This window comes from Thauera sp. DNT-1 (assembly GCF_055393985.1).
This window is the reverse complement of the sequence record NZ_AP043752.1, coordinates 134,208-151,236: the sequence shown is the minus strand read 5'-3', so window position 1 is coordinate 151,236 and position 17,029 is coordinate 134,208. Positions and strand designations below refer to the sequence as shown.

Here is a 17,029-nt window from a genome sequence, read left to right as displayed (position 1 = left end):
CTCAGTCCGCCCGCGCCACGCCGCCCGTGGCCAGCTTCACCGCCGCGCCGTCGCGCAGCTTGAGCTGGCCGGCGGTCACCACCACCTCGCCCGCCTGCACGCCCTCGACCACCTCCACCATCGCGTCGCGCCGCGTGCCGGTGCGCACCTCGACGCGCTGCGCCTTGCCCTCGGCGACCCGGTATACGAACTGGGTGTTGCCCGGCGCCGGCACCAGCGCGGCCTCGGGCACCATCACGACGTCGGCGCGCTCGGCGAGGATCAGGCGCACGCGTACGAACACGCCCGGGCGCAGGCGCAGCTCGGGGTTGGGCAGGCTCGCGCGCAGCCTGAGCGCGCGCCCCTGCGCATCGACCAGCGGATCGATCGCCTCGACCGTGGCGGCGAAACGCTCGCCCGCCAGCACGTCGCTCGCGATCTCCACCGTCTGCCCGGGGCGCACGCGGTCGAGGTAGAGCTCGGGCAGGCGGAAATCCACCTTCAGCGTGGCGATGTCCTCGAGGTTGATCATGGCCTCGCCGTCCTTGACGAAGTCGCCGGGGCTCACGCTGCGGATGCCCACGACGCCGGCAAACGGCGCGCGGATCTGCATGCGCGCGAGCCTGGCCTGCGCGAGCGCCACCCCGGCGCGCGCCACCTCGAGCTGCGAGCGCGCGTTGTCCAGGCTGCTGCGGCTCACGAAGCTGCGCGAGAAGAGGTCCTGGCTGCGGCGGAAGTTCGATTCGGCCAAGGTCAGGCTGGCGCGCGCCTGCTGCAGCTCGGCGCGCTGCACCGCGGCGTCGAACTCGATCAGCACCTCGCCGCGCCGCACCGCCTCGCCATCGCGAAAGCGGATCGCCTCGATCCGCCCCGACACCTCGGGACGCAGCACCACCGACTCGTTCGACACCAGCGAGCCGACCGCGCCGACGTCGTCGGCGAGCGCACGCACGCCCACGGTGTGCGTCTCCACCACCACCGGCCCGCCCTGCGAGCCACCTGCAGCACCCGCGGCCCCCTTCGCACCCGCGGCCCCCTTCGCACCCGCAGTCCCCTTCGCACCCGCAGTCCCCGCCGCAGGCGGCACCGCTTGCACGCCTGCCGCCTGCGCCTGCGCCCGCGCGCCCCCCGGCGGCAAGGCCGGCGGACGGTTTGCATACCAGGCATAGGCGCCCAGCGCGGCGAGACCGACGAGGCTGAGCGAGAGGACGAAGCGGCGGCTGGAAGGCATCGGGAAACGAGGAGTCGGGCGTGAGGGGTGGAGAGCGTGGCTCGGCGCGAACCGCCAGTTTAGGGACAAAGGCGCGCGCTGTCCGGTTCCGCGCCGCGGGACGGTCGCGTTGCGCCGGGCTGCATCCGCTCAGCCGGCCTGCGCGGGACTCAGTCGTCCGCCAGCGGCCATTTCGGGTTCCACGCCACCTCCCACGGATGCCCGTCGAGATCCGCGAAATAGCCCGCATGGCCACCCCAGGCGGTGTCGCGTGGCGGACGCAGAATGCGCGCACCCGCCACCGCGGCCTCGGCCATCACCTCGGCGACCTGCTCGCGCCGGGCGACGTTGTGGCTCAGCAGGCAGCCGCTCGTGCCCGACGGCGGTTCCGCGACGCCGGCCTCGACCGCGAGACTCGTGCGCGGGAAGAGCGCCAGCCGGATCCCGGGCTGCAGCGTGAAGAAGGCGACCGCCGAATGCTGCGCCGCACTCCCCACGATGCCCTGCGTCGGCCAGCCCAAGCCGTCGCGATAGAAGGCGACGGCGCGCTCGAGATCGTCCACCGCGAGCGTGATCACGCTGAGGCGCGGCTTCATGCGCACACGCGGCTCAGCGGCACTGCAGCTGGCCGGACTGCGCGTGCACCACGCACTGCAGCGGACCGCACTGGCAGTTGTGCAGGACCGAGGGCGGCGCCTCCGCGAGGCGCAGGCCGCGCGAACAGACGCATTCCTCCGGCATCGCCGGGCCCACCGGCTGGGCGATCGCGCCGGCGGGTGCCGGGACCGCGGCGAGGAGGAGCACGGCCACAGCGGCGGCAGAGAGCCCGGAAAGCGTGACGAACAGGGCGCGGATCTTCATCTTCGATCTCCTCGGACGAACCAGCCGACAGCGTAGCAGCAAGCGCCTGCGGCGCGCGCTATGCTGTGGCGGTGCTCGATCGAGGGAATGCCCTGCCCATGTCCGACGCCACCCCCGTGCCCCTCTCCCCCGCACGGCTCGTCTCCTTCCGCTTCCATGGCGAGTTGGCGGCCTTCCTCGCCCCGGCACGGCGCGACCGCAGCTTCGAGGTCCGCTGCGCGGCCGACTCCAGCCTCAAGCACGTGATCGAAGCGCTCGGCGTCCCGCACACCGAGGTCGGAAGGGTGCTGGTCGACGGTCGCCCGGCGTCCCTCGAGCGCCGCTTGTGCCCGGGCGAGCGGGTGTCGGTCCATCCCCATGCCGCGCGCTGCGGGAAGCCCTGCCCGTCCCCGCCGCCGCGCCTCATCGCCGACGCCCATCTCGGCGGCCTGGCGCGACTGCTGCGCCTGGCCGGCTTCGACACGCTCTACGACAATCACATCGAGGACGCCACGCTCGTCGCCACCGCCGTGCGCGAGCGGCGCGTCGTGCTGACCCGCGACCGCGAACTGCTCAAGCGCCGGGACGTCGCCGAGGGCTGCTTCGTGCATGCGCTCGAGCCGGCGCGCCAGGCGGTCGAGATCCTCCGCCGCCTCGGACTCGCCGGACACGCCCGCCCGTTCTCGCGCTGCCTCGAATGCAACGCGGCACTACAGGAAGTCTCGCCAGCGGCGGTGGTGCAGCGCCTGCCGCCCGCGGTGCGCGCGCGTCACACACACTTTTCCGCCTGCGCCGGCTGCGGCCGGGTGTATTGGGAAGGCTCGCACTGGCAGCGCCTGCGCGCGCGCATCGACGCCCTGCTCGCGCAGGCGCGCGCGGCGCCGCAGGACGAAGCCGCGGACTGAGCGCCTCAGTCTGCTTCGCGCGCCAGCGCCCACAACACCAGCGCGGCGAAGCCGAACAGCAGCGCCCACTTGAGCGCCGAGCAGGTGGTCGACAGCAGGTACAGCCCATGCATGCCGAAGCGCGGCATCTCGGTCAACCAGGCGTGGAGCGCATTCTCCACCGCGTCGAACACGGCCGCGAGCGGCAGGACGAAGCGTGCCGCAACGCGTGCCCGCCCGGGCAGCGACGCGAACAGCGCCGTGCGGGTCGCGAGCAGCCAGCCGAAGCTGCCGTAGGCCAGCAGCAGCAGGCTGTCGACCGGAAGGTGGAGGCGGTAGCGGGCAAGATCCTCGGGCGACCACACATGGACGATCTCGCCGAAGCCGCGCGGCGTCCACGCGAACTGCAGCACGGTCACGCCCGGCTGAAGCCCCGCGGTCATCCAGAAGGTGACGACGGCGAGCACAACCACCAGCAGTCCCGACAGATACACGGCGCGCATGCGCGAACCTCCGAAGTGAGACGCACACGGGGTGCCGACACGAACCCGGCCGCGGCGGCGGCGGCGGGTCGCCAGGATTGTAGCCGGGCCTTGATCGGCAACAGACGACGGTCGCGGAGGTCGAAGTATCATGCGGCGCACCCGCCTCCGAACCCAGCGCGCCGACACCGCGCCGACACCATGACCGGACCTCATCTCCTGCCGCTGCTGCTGCTCTACGCCCTGATGCTGCCGGTCACCGGCATGGTGCCGGTGCTGCCCGAGTTCACCGCGCAGCGCTTTCCCGGTCTGGGCCAGTTCGCCAGCCACTTCTTCATGTCGATCAACATGATCGGCGCGCTGCTCGGCGCGCCGATCGCCGGCCTGCTCTCCGACCGCCTCGGCAAGCGCCGCCTGCTCGCGGTAGGCGCGCTCGCCGTGAACGGCATCGCGCTGCTGGGCATCGCCTGGGCCTGGCGCAGCACGGAGAGCTACGCGCTGCTCCTCGCGCTGCGCCTCGTCGAGGGCTTCGCCCACATGTCGGCGCTGTCGCTGCTGATGGCGCTCGCCGCCGACCACGCCGGCAAGGCCGGGCTGGGCGCGCGCATGGGCGCGGTGGGCGCCTCGATCAGCCTGGGGGTGGCCACCGGCGCGCCGCTCGGGGGCATCATCGGCGACATCGACCCCTTCTGGGTGCCCCTCGGCGGCGGCCTGCTCTCGCTGGCGATGGCCGCGCTCGGCTTCGTCCGCCTCGCCGAGGGCGGCGGCACGCGGCCGCGCATGGCGGCATCCGAGATCGTCGACACCCTGCGCAACCGTCGCCAGTTGCTGATCCCGCTCGCGTTCTCCTTCGCCGACCGCCTCACCGTAGGCTTCATCGTGTCGACGCTGTCGCTCTACCTCGGCCTGGTGATCGGTTTCGATGCGCGCCAGATCGGCATCGCGATGGCGGCCTTCCTGATCCCCTTCTCGGTGCTCACCTGGCCCGCCGGCCACCTGTCGCGGCATTGGGATCCGTTGTGGATGATGGTGATCGGCAGCGTGCTCTACGGCGTCTTCCTCGCCGTGCTCGGCTTCGTCCCGGGCGATCGGGTGGTGGCGACGATGGCCGCGGGCGGCGTGATCGCGGCGCTGATGTATGCGCCCTCGCTGGTGCTGGCCGCGCAATATGGCGGCAGCGACTGCCGCGCCAGCGCGCTGGCCGCCTTCAACATGGCGGGCTCGCTCGGCTTTGCCGCCGGCCCGCTGCTCAGCAGCGCGCTGCTCGCCTTCTTCGGCCTGGTGCTGGAACGCCCCTACCCGCCGGTCTTCGTGGCGATCGGGCTGATCGAGGTCGTGCTCGCCCTCGCGGTGCTGCTGCTGGTGCGCCGCGGCCGGCTGCAGGCCGGCGCCGCGACGGCCTGAGGGCCCGGGTTCAGACGACGTCGATGTCGCTCGCCTGCCGGGCCGGCGCAGGTTCGTCGCCGCTCTCGACATAGGCCGCAAACTTCATGTCCTCGCCGACGATGTGATCCACCAGCCAGCCGCGCAGGAAGTCGACCGTGTCGCGATCGATGCGGATGCGCCCGTCCTCGAAGTGGCCCTGCAGCACGAAGATCTGCTCGAACAGTGCCTCGTGGATCGCCTGGTGGCGCGCCAGTCCCGGGTAGCCGCTGGCGCGCATGATCTCTTCCTCGCGCGCGAAGTGTTCCTCGGCGTACTCGACCAGGCGGTTGAGCACGCGCGCGATGTCCTTGCGGTCGCGGTTCTGTTGCCACGCAAAGTGAAAATCGTTGACGCGCTCGAACAAGGCGCGGTGATCCTCGTCGATCTTCGCGTTACCGGTGCAATAGTCGGCTTTCCAGTTGAGCAGCGCCATCGTCGGGTCTCCGGGCTCGGACGGCGATTCCGCTGCGGAGCCATCCACGGCCGCCAGCTTAGCGCGTTCGGTGCCAGCACTGCCACGAACCCGGTCACGCTGGCCTGCGTCGGTCCGACCCGAGCGTGGCGCCATCACCGCAGGCCTGTGCCCGCATCAGGGCGGGACGGCCTCGGCTGCCCGGGGAGCGTGGTATTCCTCGCACCCGGCACCGCCATCCACCCGCGCGGCCACGAACAACACGCCCAACCGCCACGCGGCCAGCGCGAAGGCTGTGATCCAGGCCAGCGTGGCAAGCAACTGCAAGGCGGATGCGGGCATGTCGGGCAGGCCGGCGGCCGCGCGCAGCAAGGCCGCGAGCACGATCGAGACTGCCGCCGCCCCCACCCACGGACGCTCGTCGAGCGGGTAGCCGGCGTGCGTGCGCCCGGCGATGCAGAGCACCGCCAGGATGGACAGGCCCATCGCGCCGATCGCCAGCAGGTGAGTCCCGGCGCTCGGTCCCGCCGGCGCCCCCAGACGGGCGAGGCCGAGCAGCAGGTAGCCGAGCGCCAGCAGCCAGTACACCGCATAGAGCAGGAAGGCCCAGCGCGTGAACAAGGCGCGCCCGACGTGCCAGTCGTTGAGCAGGTTGAACACCGCCGCCGCCGCGCCCAGCCCCAGCCAACCGGTGATCGGCGAGCCCGGCAGGAGGTATTCGGCCACCGTATGGACCGCGATCGCCGCGATCGCCAGGTTGCGCCGCGGCGGCCGCGCGCGGTAGGAAGGCAGTTCCAGCTCGGCCTCCTCGTCCCGGCGCAACGTATGCGCGGGCAGGCGGCGCGCGCGCGCGGCGTCGAGCGCGTCGTTCATGACGCGCATCGAGATCCGGCTCATCGCCACCACCACCAGCGTCATCATCACGCCCAGCCCCACCAGCACCCAGCGCATCGGGTACTCGCCGCGCAGCACAGCGAGGTGGAAGCCCGCCACCGCCATCGCCATCGCCGCCAGGCCCCACTGAAAGCCGAGGTGGCGACGCTCGGGGTCGCGCCACAGCCGCGGCGCCACCGCGGCCAGCAATGCGCAGGCGAAGCCGATCTCGAGCAGGGCCGCGGGCAGGTGCCCGATCCATCGCGCAACGGCCTGCCCCTCCTCCCCGCCGAGCCAGCTCTCCGCGACGGCGGCGAGCCCGCCCGACAGCCAGAAAGCCGCGCGCGCCGCCAGCCACAGCAGTACCAGACGCAGCACAACCCGCGGCGCGAACGCCGGCGTGGCGGTGAACTCCGGTACCGCGGTGAGCACGAAGCCCGCCACCGCGGCGAGCCCGAAGCCGAACATCAGCTCGTGCGCGTGCCACACGAAGGGGCCGCCCGCGACCGCCGGCAGCGCCAGGCCGAAGCCGAGGAAGCCGCCCCAGGCGAGCAGCACCAGCACCGCATGGAGCGCGGTGAGGAGGAAGAAGGGCCGGAAGCCGCACATGAACAGTGGCCGTGCCGCAAGCCGCACGCTCCAGCCCGATTGCGCATTGCCCGCCCCCTTCCCGGTCACGGCCCCGCGTCCAGCATTCATCGTCCTGTCACCCATGCTCATGCCCCGCAACGCTTGCCGCCCTGCACCGGGATCGGTCTGGAAGTCGGGCTCGCCAGGCGCAGCCCGGACAGCGGCTCAGCGCGTGCGGCGGCGGCCAGCCCGCCTTGCCGCACGAACTCTGGCCGCGGCGCAGATCCCGCTCGATCCCTCGCCACCGCCACCGCCGGTGGCAAGCCGAAGCTCGCGCGTACGTCCGGCACCTGCAGCAGCTCTGCGGTGTGCCGGTACACCCAGGCGTCATCGCGCCGGGCCGCCGGGCGGTCGAGCTCGAAGCGGCACACGATGCGCCCGGGCGCGGGCGCCATCACCAGGATCGCATCCGACAGCCGCACCGCCTCCATGAGGTCGTGGGTGATCATCAGCACGCCCATGCCGCGCTCGGCCTGGTGGTCGAGCAGCAGGCGATAAAGCTCTTCCTTGAGGCCGACGTCCAGTGCCGAGAACGGCTCGTCGAGCAGCAGCAGCTCGGGCGCGAGCACCAGCGCGCGCGCCAGCGCCACCCGGCTCTGCATGCCGCCCGAGAGCTGGTGGGGGAACTTGTCGAGGTCGCGGTGGGCGAGTCCGAGGCGCAAGGCCAGCGCGCGCGCGCGGAAGTGGCGCTCGGCGCGCTTGACGCCGGCCGCCTTGAGGCCGAGCGCGACGTTGTCGAGCGCGCTCTTCCAGGGCAGCAGGCGCGGCTGCTGGAACATGAAGGCGGTGGAAGCGAAGCCGCTGTCCACCCGGCCTTGCTGCACCGTCAGCAGGCCAGCCGCCAGGTGCAGCAGCGTGGTCTTGCCGCAGCCCGAGGGTCCGACCAGGGCCACGACCTCGCCCGCACGCACGCGGAAGTCGATGCCAGAGAGCACCTCGTCGCGCGCGAAGGCATGGGAGAGCCCGTGCACGCGCAGCTCGGCAGTCGAAATCGCGTTCATGCACCCTGCTCCCGCCAGCGCTCGACCTCACGCTTGATCGGCTCCAGCACCAGGTACTCCACCGCCAGCAGCAGGCCGACCACCGCGGCGATCCAGGCCATGGTCGCGGCGGTGTCCAGGTGCGAGCGCGACACCGCGAGCGCCGCGCCCACACCGTCCTGGGTGGCGAGCAGCTCGGCCATCACCACCACCTTCCAGGCCGTGCCGAGCGCGGCGATCCAGGACGGGAACAGGTAGGACACCACGTGCGGCAGGTACACGTCGGTGAGCATCATGCGGCGTGGCAGGCGGAAGGCCGCGGCCATGCCGTGGAGCTGGTTGTCGAGCGTGCGCGTGCCCTGCAGTGCGCCGATGAAGATCACCGGGAAGGACGCCACGAACACGGTGAACACGGGTGTTCCATCACTCGCGCCGAACCACAGCATCGCCAGCACCAGCCAGGCGATCGGCGGCGTGCCCATGAGCACGGTGACGAGCGGACGCGCCATCATCGAGGCGGTCATCGACAGCCCGGCGACCAGGCCGAGCACGCTGCCGGCGACCACCGACAGCGCGTAGCCGGTAAGCGCGCGGCGTGCGGTGGCGGCCAGTTCCGGCCACGCCGCGCCACTGTCGATCAGGCCCCACAGCGTGGCGAAGGCCGCGCGCGGGTCGGGCATGACGAGCGGGCCGTAGGCGAGACTCACCGCCTCCCAGGCGGCGAGCAGCAGACAGAGGCTGGCGATCGCGCCCCAGCCACTCCACAGGTAGGCCGGCAAGCCGGCCAGCCAGGCGCGCAGCAGGTTCATGGCGCCTTCGCTCCGCCGTAGAAGCCATCGTCCGGCAGCTTGCCGCCGACCAGTGCGGGATTCTTCGCCACCAGCTTGGCGAACAGGTGCTCGAGCTCGGCACGCGCATCGCGGCTCGGCACCACCTCGAGCTGGCTCACCGCGATCGAATCGGTCACCGCCTCGGCGCTGAGCACGTCGATGCGCGCCGCCACCGCCTTGCCGCAGGCCGCGGCGTTGACCTTGCACCACGCGAGCGCGCGCGCGTACTCGGCCTCGATGCGCGCCACCAGCTCGGGGCGCTCGCGCAGCGCGCCCATGACCGCGATGCCCGCCTGCGGGATGCGTGCCGCACGCGCGAACACCCGGCCCCACTCCTTCTGCAGGTCCACGCTGCGGTGCAGCTCGGGCGCGATCACGCTGAGCGGGAAGGACCCGGTCTTGCGCAGCGCCATCGAGGCCGCCGGCTCGGCGAGCAGCGCGTGGTCGACGCGGCGCATCACCAGCAGCTGCATCGCGTCCACCGGGCTGGCGACGTAGCGCAGGTTCAGGTCCTTCCTCACGTCCATGCCCTGCCCTTCGGCAAGGAGTTGCAGCACGATGTCGGGCATGTCGCCGCGAAACGGCATCGCCAGCTCCTTGCCCCGCAGGTCGGCCAGCGACTTCAGCGCCGGATCGCGCGACACGAGCCACAGCACACCCCAGGTCGACACGTTGATCAGCTGCAGTTTCGCGCCGCGGTTGTAGAGGTTGGCGGCGACGTTGGTCGGCATCGCCAGCACGTCGGCGCGCCCGTCGAGCGCCATCACGCGCAACTGGTCGGGGTCGCGCCACGGCACGAACTCGACCACCTCGGCGAGGTCGGCGAGCGCACCCGAGTCGACCATGTGGATGAGCGCGTTCGACACCGCGGCCGACGGACCGGCCAGGGTCAGTTTGGCAAGCTTCTGCCCCTGCGCATGGACGATGCCGGTCACGAGCAGGAAGGCGCACACCACGCAGACGTGCATGACCGCGCGCATCCACGCCGGGGGCGCCGTCGGGCGGCGACGATCCTGGCCCATGTCAGAAGCTCCCGTTCAGGCTGAGCGCCACGCCACGGCCGGGCGCGGCGAGTTCGTTGCCGGACACGCCCTCGGTCTGGTGCTCGTGATAGCGCTTGTCGGCGAGGTTGCTCAGCTGCACGGCCAGCCCGGCGGATTCGAAGGCGCCGAGCTTGCCGAAGCGCCAGCCGAACTCGGCGTCGGCGGTGACGAAGCCGGCGGTGGGGTTTTCGGTGCCGTTGGAGAACCGGGTCGCGATGCGGTCCTGCTCGGCGACCGCGCGCAATTGCGCGCGCCACCAGAAGCCACGTTCGGCCGCCTGGCCAAGCCCCAGGGTCAGCTCGGGCGCAGGCATCTGGAACAGCGGCTCGTCGTCCTGATGGTTCTCGCCGCGCAGCCAGGTGAAGCCCGCGTCGGCGACGAAGGCGCCGACCGGCATGCTGGCGCTGCCCTCGATGCCGTAGATCGTGACCTTGTCGAGGTTCTCGGTGAGCTTGAAGGGCAGGCCGTTCTGCGGATGCACGGCCCCGGTGACACGGCCGGCGATGTAGTCGTCGATGCGCGTATAGAAGGCGGCAAGCTGGTACCGCAGGCCGGCGCCGCCCCGCTTCAGGCCGAGTTCGAGACTGGTCGACACCTCCGGGTCGAGCTGCGGGTTGCCGACATGGAAGTAGCCGTCGCCGCGCGCCGAGTCCTCGAAGCGCTCTCGCATGTCCGCCGCGCGGTAGGCGCGGCCGAGGTTGGCGTAGGCGCTCAGGCGCTCGCTCAGCGGCTGGATCGCACCGAGCGACCACGACAGGTTGTTGTCGGCGTTCTCCAGCCCGGTGGTCTGCGTCATGCCCTTGCGTTCAGCGTCACCGGTGACGCGATCGAAACGCGCCCCAGCGACGATCCGGGTATCGCCGAGACTGAACTCATCCTGCACGAAGACGCCCGCCGACTCGATCTCGCCCTTGTCGAAAGGATCGTTGCGCAGGTTGTTGTCGAAGGCCGGCGGATTGTTGTCGATGTAGCGCTCCGGATCGCCGCGCATGCGCCAGAGGTCGGCACCCACGGTCAGCAGGTGGTCGGCGCCGAACGGGAACAGGTACTTCGCCTTCGCGCCATCGGTGACGAAGCGGACGTCGTTACGCACATAGTCGCGCTGCTTGGCCGACGAGAACGCGCGGATCTGGCGGAACACTTCCTGACGGTAGAGCTCGGCCGACAGCGTGCCCTCGCCCAGCTTCGCGTCCACGCCAAGCTCGTAGAGCTCGCGGCGCTGCTCGGGAGAATGGATGGTCGCGGTGCCGAGCGGCTTGGGGATTCCGGCGCCGGTGCGCGCCGATCCCGGATACCACACATCCTCGTCCTCATGCCGCTGCAGGTTCACCCGCAGGGTCAGGTCCTCGCTCAGCTTGTGCTTGTACTTTGCCAGCAGCGTGTCGGACTGGTAACCGGTGCGATCCTCGCGGCCGTCCGGGCTGCGGTAGTCGTCCACGTCACGCCCGGCCACGCCCAGCACCAGCGCGCCGTGCGCGCTCGAGCGCGTCAGCAGCGCGGCACCGGCGACGCCCTTGTCCACGCTGGAGAAGCGCGCGCCGACGCGCCCGCCCACCGCCTCTTCGGCGCTGAAGCCGACATCGGGCGTGATCAGGTTGACCACCCCGCCCATCGCGCCGCTGCCGTACAGCACCGAGCCCGGCCCCTTGACCACCTCGGCGCGCTCGAGCAGGCCGAGGTCGAGGAAGGAGGCGATCGCGCCCTGCGGCTGCGCCGAGTTCATGCGCACGCCGTCGACCATCACCACCACGCTTTCCTTCTTGAGCCCGCGCAGCACCGGGTTCTGCCCCCAGGCACCGTCCGACTGCGCCGCCAGGCCGGGCTTGCCGCGCAGCAGCGCGCCCGCGACCGTGCCGCCGGCCGCCGGCGCCTGCAGGATCTCGACCGCCTGCGGGGTCTCCAGGGTGTCGGCGGCGTAGCCCTTGGCGGTGACGGTCTGGGCGCCGAGCAGGGTCTCGGCATGGACGAGGCTGGAAACGGGGAAGGCGGACAGGCCGAGGACGGCCACCGCGAGCGGGCGCAGACGAAGCACGATGGAAAGCTCCAGGAAGTCGGGTTCCCGGGCTGGCTGGCGACGGCTGGCTTGCCCGAACAGGAAGATCAGGGAGCGATATTATCGTAATGCGAATTGTTCGCACTTGCGTTTTATCAAATTCCGCCCGCGCGACCCGGCTTTTCGCCAGCCGCCGCTATCATGCGTACGCAAACCCTCCCCTCGATCTCTCCCGCCCCCGCCGATGAAGCTCTCTCGCCTCTACCGCCCGCAAGACCGCCGCTTCTGGCTGATGATCGTGCTCAACCTGCTTTCGGCCATCCTTGCCTGGCTCCTGCGCAGCTGGCCGCTGGTTCCGCTGGCGACCGTGGTGGTGGCGCTGTTCGCGCTCGGCAACGCCGCGCTCGGAATGTTCATCGCCTGGGATCTGCTGCGCGACGAGCGCGAGGATTGAGCCGACTGGCCGCTGGCCCCAGGCAGCGGGAAGCGGTACATCGCGGCGGCCAGTTTCGCGCCTTGCGGCGCTCCTACCGAAAACCGCCACGGTCCCTGCCGATGCAGGAGCGCCGCAAGGCGCGAATGCGGCGGCCGAGGGGCCTCGCGGGTTCAGATGTCCGGCATCAGGTAGATGCGCTCGGCACCCGCCGGAACCGGCGCCGATTGCGGTCGAACGGACGCGGGCCTCGGTGCAGGCAGCGCCGGCAGCGGAGCGAGCGCGTGCGCGCCCAGCGCGCCCCACTGCAGCACCTCGATGCGGCCGTCGTGGTGCTCGACGACGGCGCTGCAACTATCCACCCAGTCGCCGCAATTGAGGTAGCGGATGTCGCCGATGCGGCGATCCGAGGCCCAGTGGATGTGGCCGCAGATCACCCCGTCCACCCCGCGCTGCTGCGCGGCGTGGGCGACCGCATCCTCGAAGTCGAAGATGAAGCTCACCGCCTTCTTCACCTTCTGCTTGGCGTAGCCCGCGAGCGACCAGTATCCCGGCACGCCGAGCAGGCGACGCGCACGCGACAGCAGCAGGTTGATGCGCACCAGCGCGTTGTAGGCGACGTCACCCAGCAGCGCCACCCAGCGGTGGTGGCGGGTGACCTGGTCGTACTCGTCGCCGTGCACCAGCCAGTAGCGCCGGCCGTCGGCGGCGTGGTGGATCCATTCCGACTCGACGCGGATGTCGCCGAAGGCGACGCCGGCATGCTCGCGCAAGGCCTCGTCGTGGTTGCCCGGAATGAAGATCACCTGGCAGCCGTGGCGGGCGCGGCGCAGCACCTTCTGCACCACGGTGTTGTGGCTGGGCGCCCACTGCACGCTGCGCTTCATCGCCCAGAAGTCGACGATGTCGCCGAGCAGGAAAAGGTAATCCGACTCGTGCTCGCGCAGGAAGTCGAGCAGGCGCTCGGCCTGGCAGGCACGGGTGCCGAGATGGACATCGGAGAGGAAGATCGCGCGCACGCTGCTCATGGTTCAGGTCTCCTCCGGGCGGGGTTCGGACAAATCGAGGGGCCGGCCGCTGCCCGCCCGCCACACGCGCAGCAGGGCCGCGGCGAAGCGATCGTTCACCCGCTCCCAATCGATCGCCTCGGCGCTGCGGCGCGCGGCGCGCGCGAGCTCCGCGCGCAGCGCATCGGCCCCGGCCATCTGTACGGCACGCGCGATGAAGCCCTCTTCGTCGCCACAGGCCACGCTGGCACCGTTGCCGAGGTCGCGGATCACCTCGGCGGCGGCGGCGTAGTCGTAGGCCACCGGGCACACGCCGCTCGCCATCGCCTCGAGGGTGACGTTGCCGAAGGTCTCGGTGAGACTGGGGAACAGGAACAGATCGGCCGACGCATAGTGCGCGGCGAGGTCCTCGCCGTGACGCATGCCGACGAAGACGGCGTCGGGGTGGGCGCGCGCCAGCGCCGCACGCTGGGGGCCGTCGCCGACCAGGACCATGCGCGCGTCCGGGCGCAGGCGGCGGATCGCTGCGAAGGCGCGCATCGCGAGGCCGAGGTTCTTCTCCGGCGCCAGGCGGCCGACGCTGATCACCGCCAGCCCGCCCGGGGGTAGGCCCCAGGCACGGCGCAAGGCCTCGTCGCGGCGCGCCGGCGAATACAACGCGGTGTCGACCCCGCGCGAGATCACCTCCACGCTGCGGTAACCCTGCGCCGAGAGTTGCGCCGCGAGCGCCGCGGTTGGCACGAAGGTCGCCGCGCTGCGGTTGTGGAAGCGGCGCAGGTAGGCCGCCACCGGCTGGCGCAGCCAGCCCATGCCATAGTGGCCGCTGTAGTGGTCGAAATTGGTGTGGAAGTCGGAGCTGACCGGGATGCGCAGCTTGTTGGCCGCGGTGACCGCGGTCCACCCGAGCGGCCCCTCGGTCGCCACGTGCACCAGGTCCGGGCGCTGGCGCGACCACTCGCGCACGAGACGCACCCGCGCCGGCAGCCCGAGCTTGAGGCCGTCGTAGCGCGGCAGGCGCAGGCCGCGGGCGAGCACCTCTTCCAGGCCCTCGCCGTGCGCCGCGGTCTCCCCGGGGCGCTGGCGCGGGCGGATGAGCTGTACGCCGTGGCCGCGGCGGATGAGGCCGTCGACCATCCGCCCCAGGGTCATGGCCACGCCATTGACCTCGGGCGCCCAGGTCTCGGTCACAAGCGCGATGCGCAGGCGCGGCGCGCGGCAGAGGTCTTCGGTGGTGTAGTCGAGCGTTCTCATGGCCCCGCAGACTAGGGGGGCCGCAAGACAGCGGTGTTACGCCGGCATTGCCGCGAGCTTACCGCGGCGCGTGCCGGGGGCCACAGCTTCAGCGCGCCGGCGCGGGCGCATCGAGCGCGGCCACGATCGCCGCGTCGTAGCCGTAGATGTCGTTGCGCAGCAGCACCCTGCCCGCCTCGTCGAGCGCCGCGGTGGCGTAGTGCAGCAACACCTTGACGTCGCGCCCCACGTCCACGGTGCGCGTGCGCCCGCTGTCGAGCGCCGCCTGCAGCGCCTGCGCGCTCCAGCGCCCGCTGTCGGCGAGCAGCAGCACCGCCAGCTCCTCGGGCTTCTCCACGCGCACGCAGCCCGAGCTGAGCGCACGCTCGGCGCGCTTGAACAGGGAGCGCGCGTTGGTGTCGTGCAGGTAGATCACGTAGGGGTTGGAGAGCGAGAACTTGATCCGCCCGAGCGAGCCGTCGGCACCGGACTGCTGCTCGACGCGATAGGGAAAACCGCTCTGGCGCGCCCCGCTCCAGTCGATGGTGGCGGGGTCCACCGTCTGCCCGCTGCGATCGACCACGCGCAGGCGCCGGTTGGCGAGATAGGACGGGTTGCGCGCTGCGCCCGGAATCACGTCCTCGCGCAGGATGGTGGGTGGCACCACCCACTTCGGGTTGAGCACCAGATGGGTGACGCTGTCGAGCAGCGAGGGGGTGCGCCGCTTGGGCTTGCCGACGATCACCCGCGAGGACCACACCGGCTGGCCGTCGAGCACGAGGTCGGCGTGGTAGCCGACGATGTCCACCAGCAGGCGGTCGCCCTGCAGGTCGCTCGCCACCCAGCGCAGGCGCTCGAGGTTGGCGCGGATCTGCGCCACGCGCTGCGCCGGGCTGGCGTTGAGCGCCTCCAGGGTCTGCGCCCCGAGCACGCCGTCGGCCTGCAGGCCGTGCGCGGCCTGGAAGCGCTTGACCGCCTCGACCAGAGCTTCGTCGTAGTGGGACTTGTCGCGCGCCTCGGACACGCGCTCGCCCGCGGCGGCCAGGCGCGCGCGCAACGAGGCCACGCGCGAGCTGCTTGCACCGGGCTTGAGGGTGGGCCCGGCGGCGACCTTGGGCCAGTCGCCCACGGCGAGCCGGCCTTGCTGGGCGAGCAGCTCGGCGCGCAGCGCGCGGTAGAGCGGCAGGTCCGGCGCGTACGCGTCGACCGCGGCGGCCAGATCGGGCGCCTGCAGCACGCGTGCAAGCTCGGCCGCACGCTCGTAGGGCCTGGGCGGCGGGGTGAAGTTCCACTCGCGGTAGAGCGCGCGCGGGTCGACCTTGCCATGGCGGAGCTGGAAGAGCAGCGCGGCCAGGGTGTCGGTGAGCAAGAGCTCGCGCTCGGCCGCACGCTCGGGATCGGCCGCGGGGACGGCACCGGCGCGCAGGCGGGCGGGGGCGAAATCCGCCGCATCCAGCCCATGCCCGCGTACCGCCTCGACCGCCGCGAGCAGGGCGTGCACGCGCGCAGGTTCGGTCCACACCGAGCGGTAGGCACGCGCGAGGTAGAACAGCGCGATGGGGTCGTCGGCCGTCGCGGCGCGCTCGCGCAGGCGCTGCTCGATGCGCAGCGCGAGCGCGGAGTCGCTCGCGGCCGGCTCGACCGCGACCACCGCGGCCTCGCCAGCCGCTGTCGCATGCACGCAGGACGCCATGAGGGCCAGCGCGGCGAGGGCCGCGGCAGTTACAAAACATTTGCCCAGACCGGGCTTGCTTTGCATTAGGATTCCGGCCTCAAGTACTTGTTCGGATTGCTTATTATCCATGTCTAAGATCGTCCGGAATCAGGTCGTGCCGCACCGCCGCCTGTTACTCAAGGGCCTCGCCACGCTGCCGCTGGGGCTTTCGGCCGCCGCCCAGGCCGCCCAGCGCGACCCGCAACTCGACTTCCGCCACACTCACACCGACGAGCGCCTGAGCGTCGCCTTCCGCAACCGCCAGGGTTACATCCAGCCCGCCCTGCAGCGCATCGACTGGCTCTTGCGCGACTTTCGGACCGGAGAGTCTACACGGATGGATCCGCGCCTCTATGACATGCTTCACGCATTGAGCCTCGCGTGCGGCGGAAACACCTTCGAGATCATCTCGGGCTACCGCTCGCCGACCACCAACACCATGCTGCGCAAGACACGCGGCGGCGGGGTGGCCAGGCGCAGCCTGCACATGGACGGCAAGGCGATCGACATCCGCCTGGTGGGCGTCGATACCGCCCGCCTGCGCGACGCCGCGCTCGCGCTCGGCGGCGGCGGCGTCGGCTACTACCCCGACTCCGACTTCGTGCACATCGACACCGGTCCGGTGCGCAGCTGGGGTCCGCGGTCGGCCTGATCCCGTCGCACCCGGCCCGCATCGGCCCTTTCAGAACAGCAGCAAGCCCCACACCACGGCAGCGTGGAGCAGTGCGAGCAGCACCGCCGCGCTGCCGACGTCCTTCGCGCGCTTGGCCAGCTCGTGCCGCTCCAGCGACACCCGGTCGACCGTCGCCTCCACAGCCGAGTTCAGCAATTCCACCACCAGCACCAGCAGGACGCTGCCGATCATCAGCGCGCGCTCGACCGCACCCTCGCCCAGCCACAGCGCGAGCGGAACCGCGACCAGGGTGAGCCATATTTCCTGGCGGAAGGCATCCTCGTGCCGGTAGGCTGCGCGCAGTCCGTCCATCGAATAGCGGGCCGCGTTGAAGATCCGGCGCAGACCGGTCTTGCCTTTGAAGGGACTTTCCATCCTGGCTCATCCATCC

18 protein-coding genes are annotated in these 17,029 nt (G+C 71.5%); 4 read left to right on the top strand and 14 right to left on the bottom strand.

Going from position 1 to position 17,029, the window contains the following annotated elements; all coding sequences use genetic code 11:
* Position 1: 1 nt before the first annotated feature.
* The 3 genes from ACZ5PP_RS00725 to ACZ5PP_RS00715 form a co-directional block, all read right to left on the bottom strand.
* Positions 2–1,210 carry an efflux RND transporter periplasmic adaptor subunit gene (locus ACZ5PP_RS00725; RefSeq protein WP_464826580.1) on the bottom strand — a complete coding sequence of 403 codons (1,209 nt, stop codon included), beginning with the start codon at positions 1,208–1,210 and terminating at the stop codon, positions 2–4.
* Positions 1,211–1,359: 149 nt separating this feature from the next.
* Entirely contained in the window at positions 1,360–1,785 is a 426-nt protein-coding gene (locus tag ACZ5PP_RS00720) for a VOC family protein (RefSeq protein ID WP_043745352.1), read from the bottom strand.
* A gap of 13 nt (positions 1,786–1,798) precedes the next feature.
* Complete coding sequence (locus ACZ5PP_RS00715; protein WP_043745349.1) at positions 1,799–2,050, bottom strand: hypothetical protein; 252 nt, start codon at positions 2,048–2,050, stop codon at positions 1,799–1,801.
* 98 nt (positions 2,051–2,148) lie between these two features.
* On the opposite strand from ACZ5PP_RS00715, the gene ACZ5PP_RS00710 reads away from it, so the two are divergent.
* Entirely contained in the window at positions 2,149–2,934 is a 786-nt protein-coding gene (locus tag ACZ5PP_RS00710) for a Mut7-C RNAse domain-containing protein (RefSeq protein ID WP_052484438.1), read from the top strand.
* 5 nt (positions 2,935–2,939) lie between these two features.
* Here the strand turns inward: ACZ5PP_RS00710 and ACZ5PP_RS00705 are convergent, their stop codons facing one another.
* A complete protein-coding gene (locus ACZ5PP_RS00705) occupies positions 2,940–3,416 on the bottom strand; it encodes a hypothetical protein (RefSeq protein ID WP_012585198.1) in 477 nt (158 codons plus the stop codon).
* Positions 3,417–3,596: 180 nt separating this feature from the next.
* Here ACZ5PP_RS00705 and ACZ5PP_RS00700 point away from each other — a divergent pair, with 180 nt between their 5' ends.
* Positions 3,597–4,799, top strand: coding sequence for an MFS transporter (locus ACZ5PP_RS00700; protein WP_043745346.1), 1,203 nt, complete (start codon positions 3,597–3,599; stop codon positions 4,797–4,799).
* Positions 4,800–4,809: 10 nt separating this feature from the next.
* On the opposite strand, the gene ACZ5PP_RS00695 is transcribed toward ACZ5PP_RS00700, so the two are convergent.
* From ACZ5PP_RS00695 to ACZ5PP_RS00670, 6 genes are all read right to left on the bottom strand, one after another.
* Positions 4,810–5,253 carry a bacteriohemerythrin gene (locus tag ACZ5PP_RS00695; protein WP_004310670.1) on the bottom strand — a complete coding sequence of 148 codons (444 nt, stop codon included), beginning with the start codon at positions 5,251–5,253 and terminating at the stop codon, positions 4,810–4,812.
* A 156-nt stretch (positions 5,254–5,409) separates the two neighbouring features.
* Complete coding sequence (locus tag ACZ5PP_RS00690) at positions 5,410–6,714, bottom strand: NnrS family protein (RefSeq protein ID WP_043745343.1); 1,305 nt, start codon at positions 6,712–6,714, stop codon at positions 5,410–5,412.
* 107 nt (positions 6,715–6,821) lie between these two features.
* Positions 6,822–7,736 carry an ABC transporter ATP-binding protein gene (locus ACZ5PP_RS00685; RefSeq protein ID WP_043745340.1) on the bottom strand — a complete coding sequence of 305 codons (915 nt, stop codon included), beginning with the start codon at positions 7,734–7,736 and terminating at the stop codon, positions 6,822–6,824.
* Positions 7,733–8,524, bottom strand: a complete 792-nt coding sequence (locus tag ACZ5PP_RS00680; RefSeq protein WP_004310667.1) for an ABC transporter permease — start codon at positions 8,522–8,524, stop codon at positions 7,733–7,735. The genes ACZ5PP_RS00685 and ACZ5PP_RS00680 overlap by 4 nt, the downstream gene beginning before the upstream one ends.
* The gene (locus tag ACZ5PP_RS00675) at positions 8,521–9,567 is read right to left on the bottom strand and encodes an ABC transporter substrate-binding protein (RefSeq protein ID WP_231570746.1); all 1,047 of its coding nucleotides are present in this window, start codon (positions 9,565–9,567) and stop codon (positions 8,521–8,523) included. The genes ACZ5PP_RS00680 and ACZ5PP_RS00675 overlap by 4 nt, the downstream gene beginning before the upstream one ends.
* 1 nt (position 9,568) lies before the next feature.
* A complete protein-coding gene (locus tag ACZ5PP_RS00670; protein ID WP_004310664.1) occupies positions 9,569–11,620 on the bottom strand; it encodes a TonB-dependent receptor plug domain-containing protein in 2,052 nt (683 codons plus the stop codon).
* Positions 11,621–11,825: 205 nt separating this feature from the next.
* Between ACZ5PP_RS00670 and ACZ5PP_RS00665 the strand changes: the two genes are divergently transcribed.
* Complete coding sequence (locus ACZ5PP_RS00665; RefSeq protein WP_004310662.1) at positions 11,826–12,035, top strand: hypothetical protein; 210 nt, start codon at positions 11,826–11,828, stop codon at positions 12,033–12,035.
* Between the two features lie 152 nt (positions 12,036–12,187).
* Here the strand turns inward: ACZ5PP_RS00665 and ACZ5PP_RS00660 are convergent, their stop codons facing one another.
* The 3 genes from ACZ5PP_RS00660 to ACZ5PP_RS00650 all read right to left on the bottom strand — a co-directional run bounded on the left by ACZ5PP_RS00660 (position 12,188) and on the right by ACZ5PP_RS00650 (position 16,010).
* A complete protein-coding gene (locus ACZ5PP_RS00660) occupies positions 12,188–13,042 on the bottom strand; it encodes a UDP-2,3-diacylglucosamine diphosphatase (RefSeq protein ID WP_004310661.1) in 855 nt (284 codons plus the stop codon).
* A 3-nt stretch (positions 13,043–13,045) separates the two neighbouring features.
* On the bottom strand, positions 13,046–14,272 hold the full coding sequence (locus ACZ5PP_RS00655; RefSeq protein WP_004310660.1) for a glycosyltransferase family 4 protein: 1,227 nt from the start codon (positions 14,270–14,272) through the stop codon (positions 13,046–13,048).
* Positions 14,273–14,360: 88 nt separating this feature from the next.
* Positions 14,361–16,010, bottom strand: a complete 1,650-nt coding sequence (locus ACZ5PP_RS00650) for a L,D-transpeptidase family protein (protein ID WP_082047843.1) — start codon at positions 16,008–16,010, stop codon at positions 14,361–14,363.
* A 43-nt stretch (positions 16,011–16,053) separates the two neighbouring features.
* Here ACZ5PP_RS00650 and ACZ5PP_RS00645 point away from each other — a divergent pair, with 43 nt between their 5' ends.
* A complete protein-coding gene (locus ACZ5PP_RS00645) occupies positions 16,054–16,617 on the top strand; it encodes a peptidoglycan L,D-endopeptidase MepK (RefSeq protein WP_012585192.1) in 564 nt (187 codons plus the stop codon).
* Positions 16,618–16,647: 30 nt separating this feature from the next.
* Here ACZ5PP_RS00645 and ACZ5PP_RS00640 read toward each other — a convergent pair whose 3' ends face one another.
* Complete coding sequence (locus ACZ5PP_RS00640; protein WP_004317751.1) at positions 16,648–17,013, bottom strand: diacylglycerol kinase; 366 nt, start codon at positions 17,011–17,013, stop codon at positions 16,648–16,650.
* Between the last annotated feature and the right edge of the window lie 16 nt (positions 17,014–17,029).

Coding starts and splice junctions, on each gene's coding strand:
- ACZ5PP_RS00725 (WP_464826580.1), bottom strand. CDS start 1,210: ATGCCTTCCAGCCGCCGCTTCGTCCTCTCGCTCAGCCTCGTCGGTCTC.
- ACZ5PP_RS00650 (WP_082047843.1), bottom strand. CDS start 16,010: ATGCAAAGCAAGCCCGGTCTGGGCAAATGTTTTGTAACTGCCGCGGCC.
- ACZ5PP_RS00710 (WP_052484438.1), top strand. CDS start 2,149: ATGTCCGACGCCACCCCCGTGCCCCTCTCCCCCGCACGGCTCGTCTCC.
- ACZ5PP_RS00665 (WP_004310662.1), top strand. CDS start 11,826: ATGAAGCTCTCTCGCCTCTACCGCCCGCAAGACCGCCGCTTCTGGCTG.
- ACZ5PP_RS00660 (WP_004310661.1), bottom strand. CDS start 13,042: ATGAGCAGCGTGCGCGCGATCTTCCTCTCCGATGTCCATCTCGGCACC.
- ACZ5PP_RS00680 (WP_004310667.1), bottom strand. CDS start 8,524: ATGAACCTGCTGCGCGCCTGGCTGGCCGGCTTGCCGGCCTACCTGTGG.
- ACZ5PP_RS00685 (WP_043745340.1), bottom strand. CDS start 7,736: ATGAACGCGATTTCGACTGCCGAGCTGCGCGTGCACGGGCTCTCCCAT.
- ACZ5PP_RS00695 (WP_004310670.1), bottom strand. CDS start 5,253: ATGGCGCTGCTCAACTGGAAAGCCGACTATTGCACCGGTAACGCGAAG.
- ACZ5PP_RS00690 (WP_043745343.1), bottom strand. CDS start 6,714: ATGTGCGGCTTCCGGCCCTTCTTCCTCCTCACCGCGCTCCATGCGGTG.
- ACZ5PP_RS00655 (WP_004310660.1), bottom strand. CDS start 14,272: ATGAGAACGCTCGACTACACCACCGAAGACCTCTGCCGCGCGCCGCGC.
- ACZ5PP_RS00715 (WP_043745349.1), bottom strand. CDS start 2,050: ATGAAGATCCGCGCCCTGTTCGTCACGCTTTCCGGGCTCTCTGCCGCC.
- ACZ5PP_RS00700 (WP_043745346.1), top strand. CDS start 3,597: ATGACCGGACCTCATCTCCTGCCGCTGCTGCTGCTCTACGCCCTGATG.
- ACZ5PP_RS00705 (WP_012585198.1), bottom strand. CDS start 3,416: ATGCGCGCCGTGTATCTGTCGGGACTGCTGGTGGTTGTGCTCGCCGTC.
- ACZ5PP_RS00640 (WP_004317751.1), bottom strand. CDS start 17,013: ATGGAAAGTCCCTTCAAAGGCAAGACCGGTCTGCGCCGGATCTTCAAC.
- ACZ5PP_RS00675 (WP_231570746.1), bottom strand. CDS start 9,567: ATGGGCCAGGATCGTCGCCGCCCGACGGCGCCCCCGGCGTGGATGCGC.
- ACZ5PP_RS00720 (WP_043745352.1), bottom strand. CDS start 1,785: ATGAAGCCGCGCCTCAGCGTGATCACGCTCGCGGTGGACGATCTCGAG.
- ACZ5PP_RS00645 (WP_012585192.1), top strand. CDS start 16,054: ATGTCTAAGATCGTCCGGAATCAGGTCGTGCCGCACCGCCGCCTGTTA.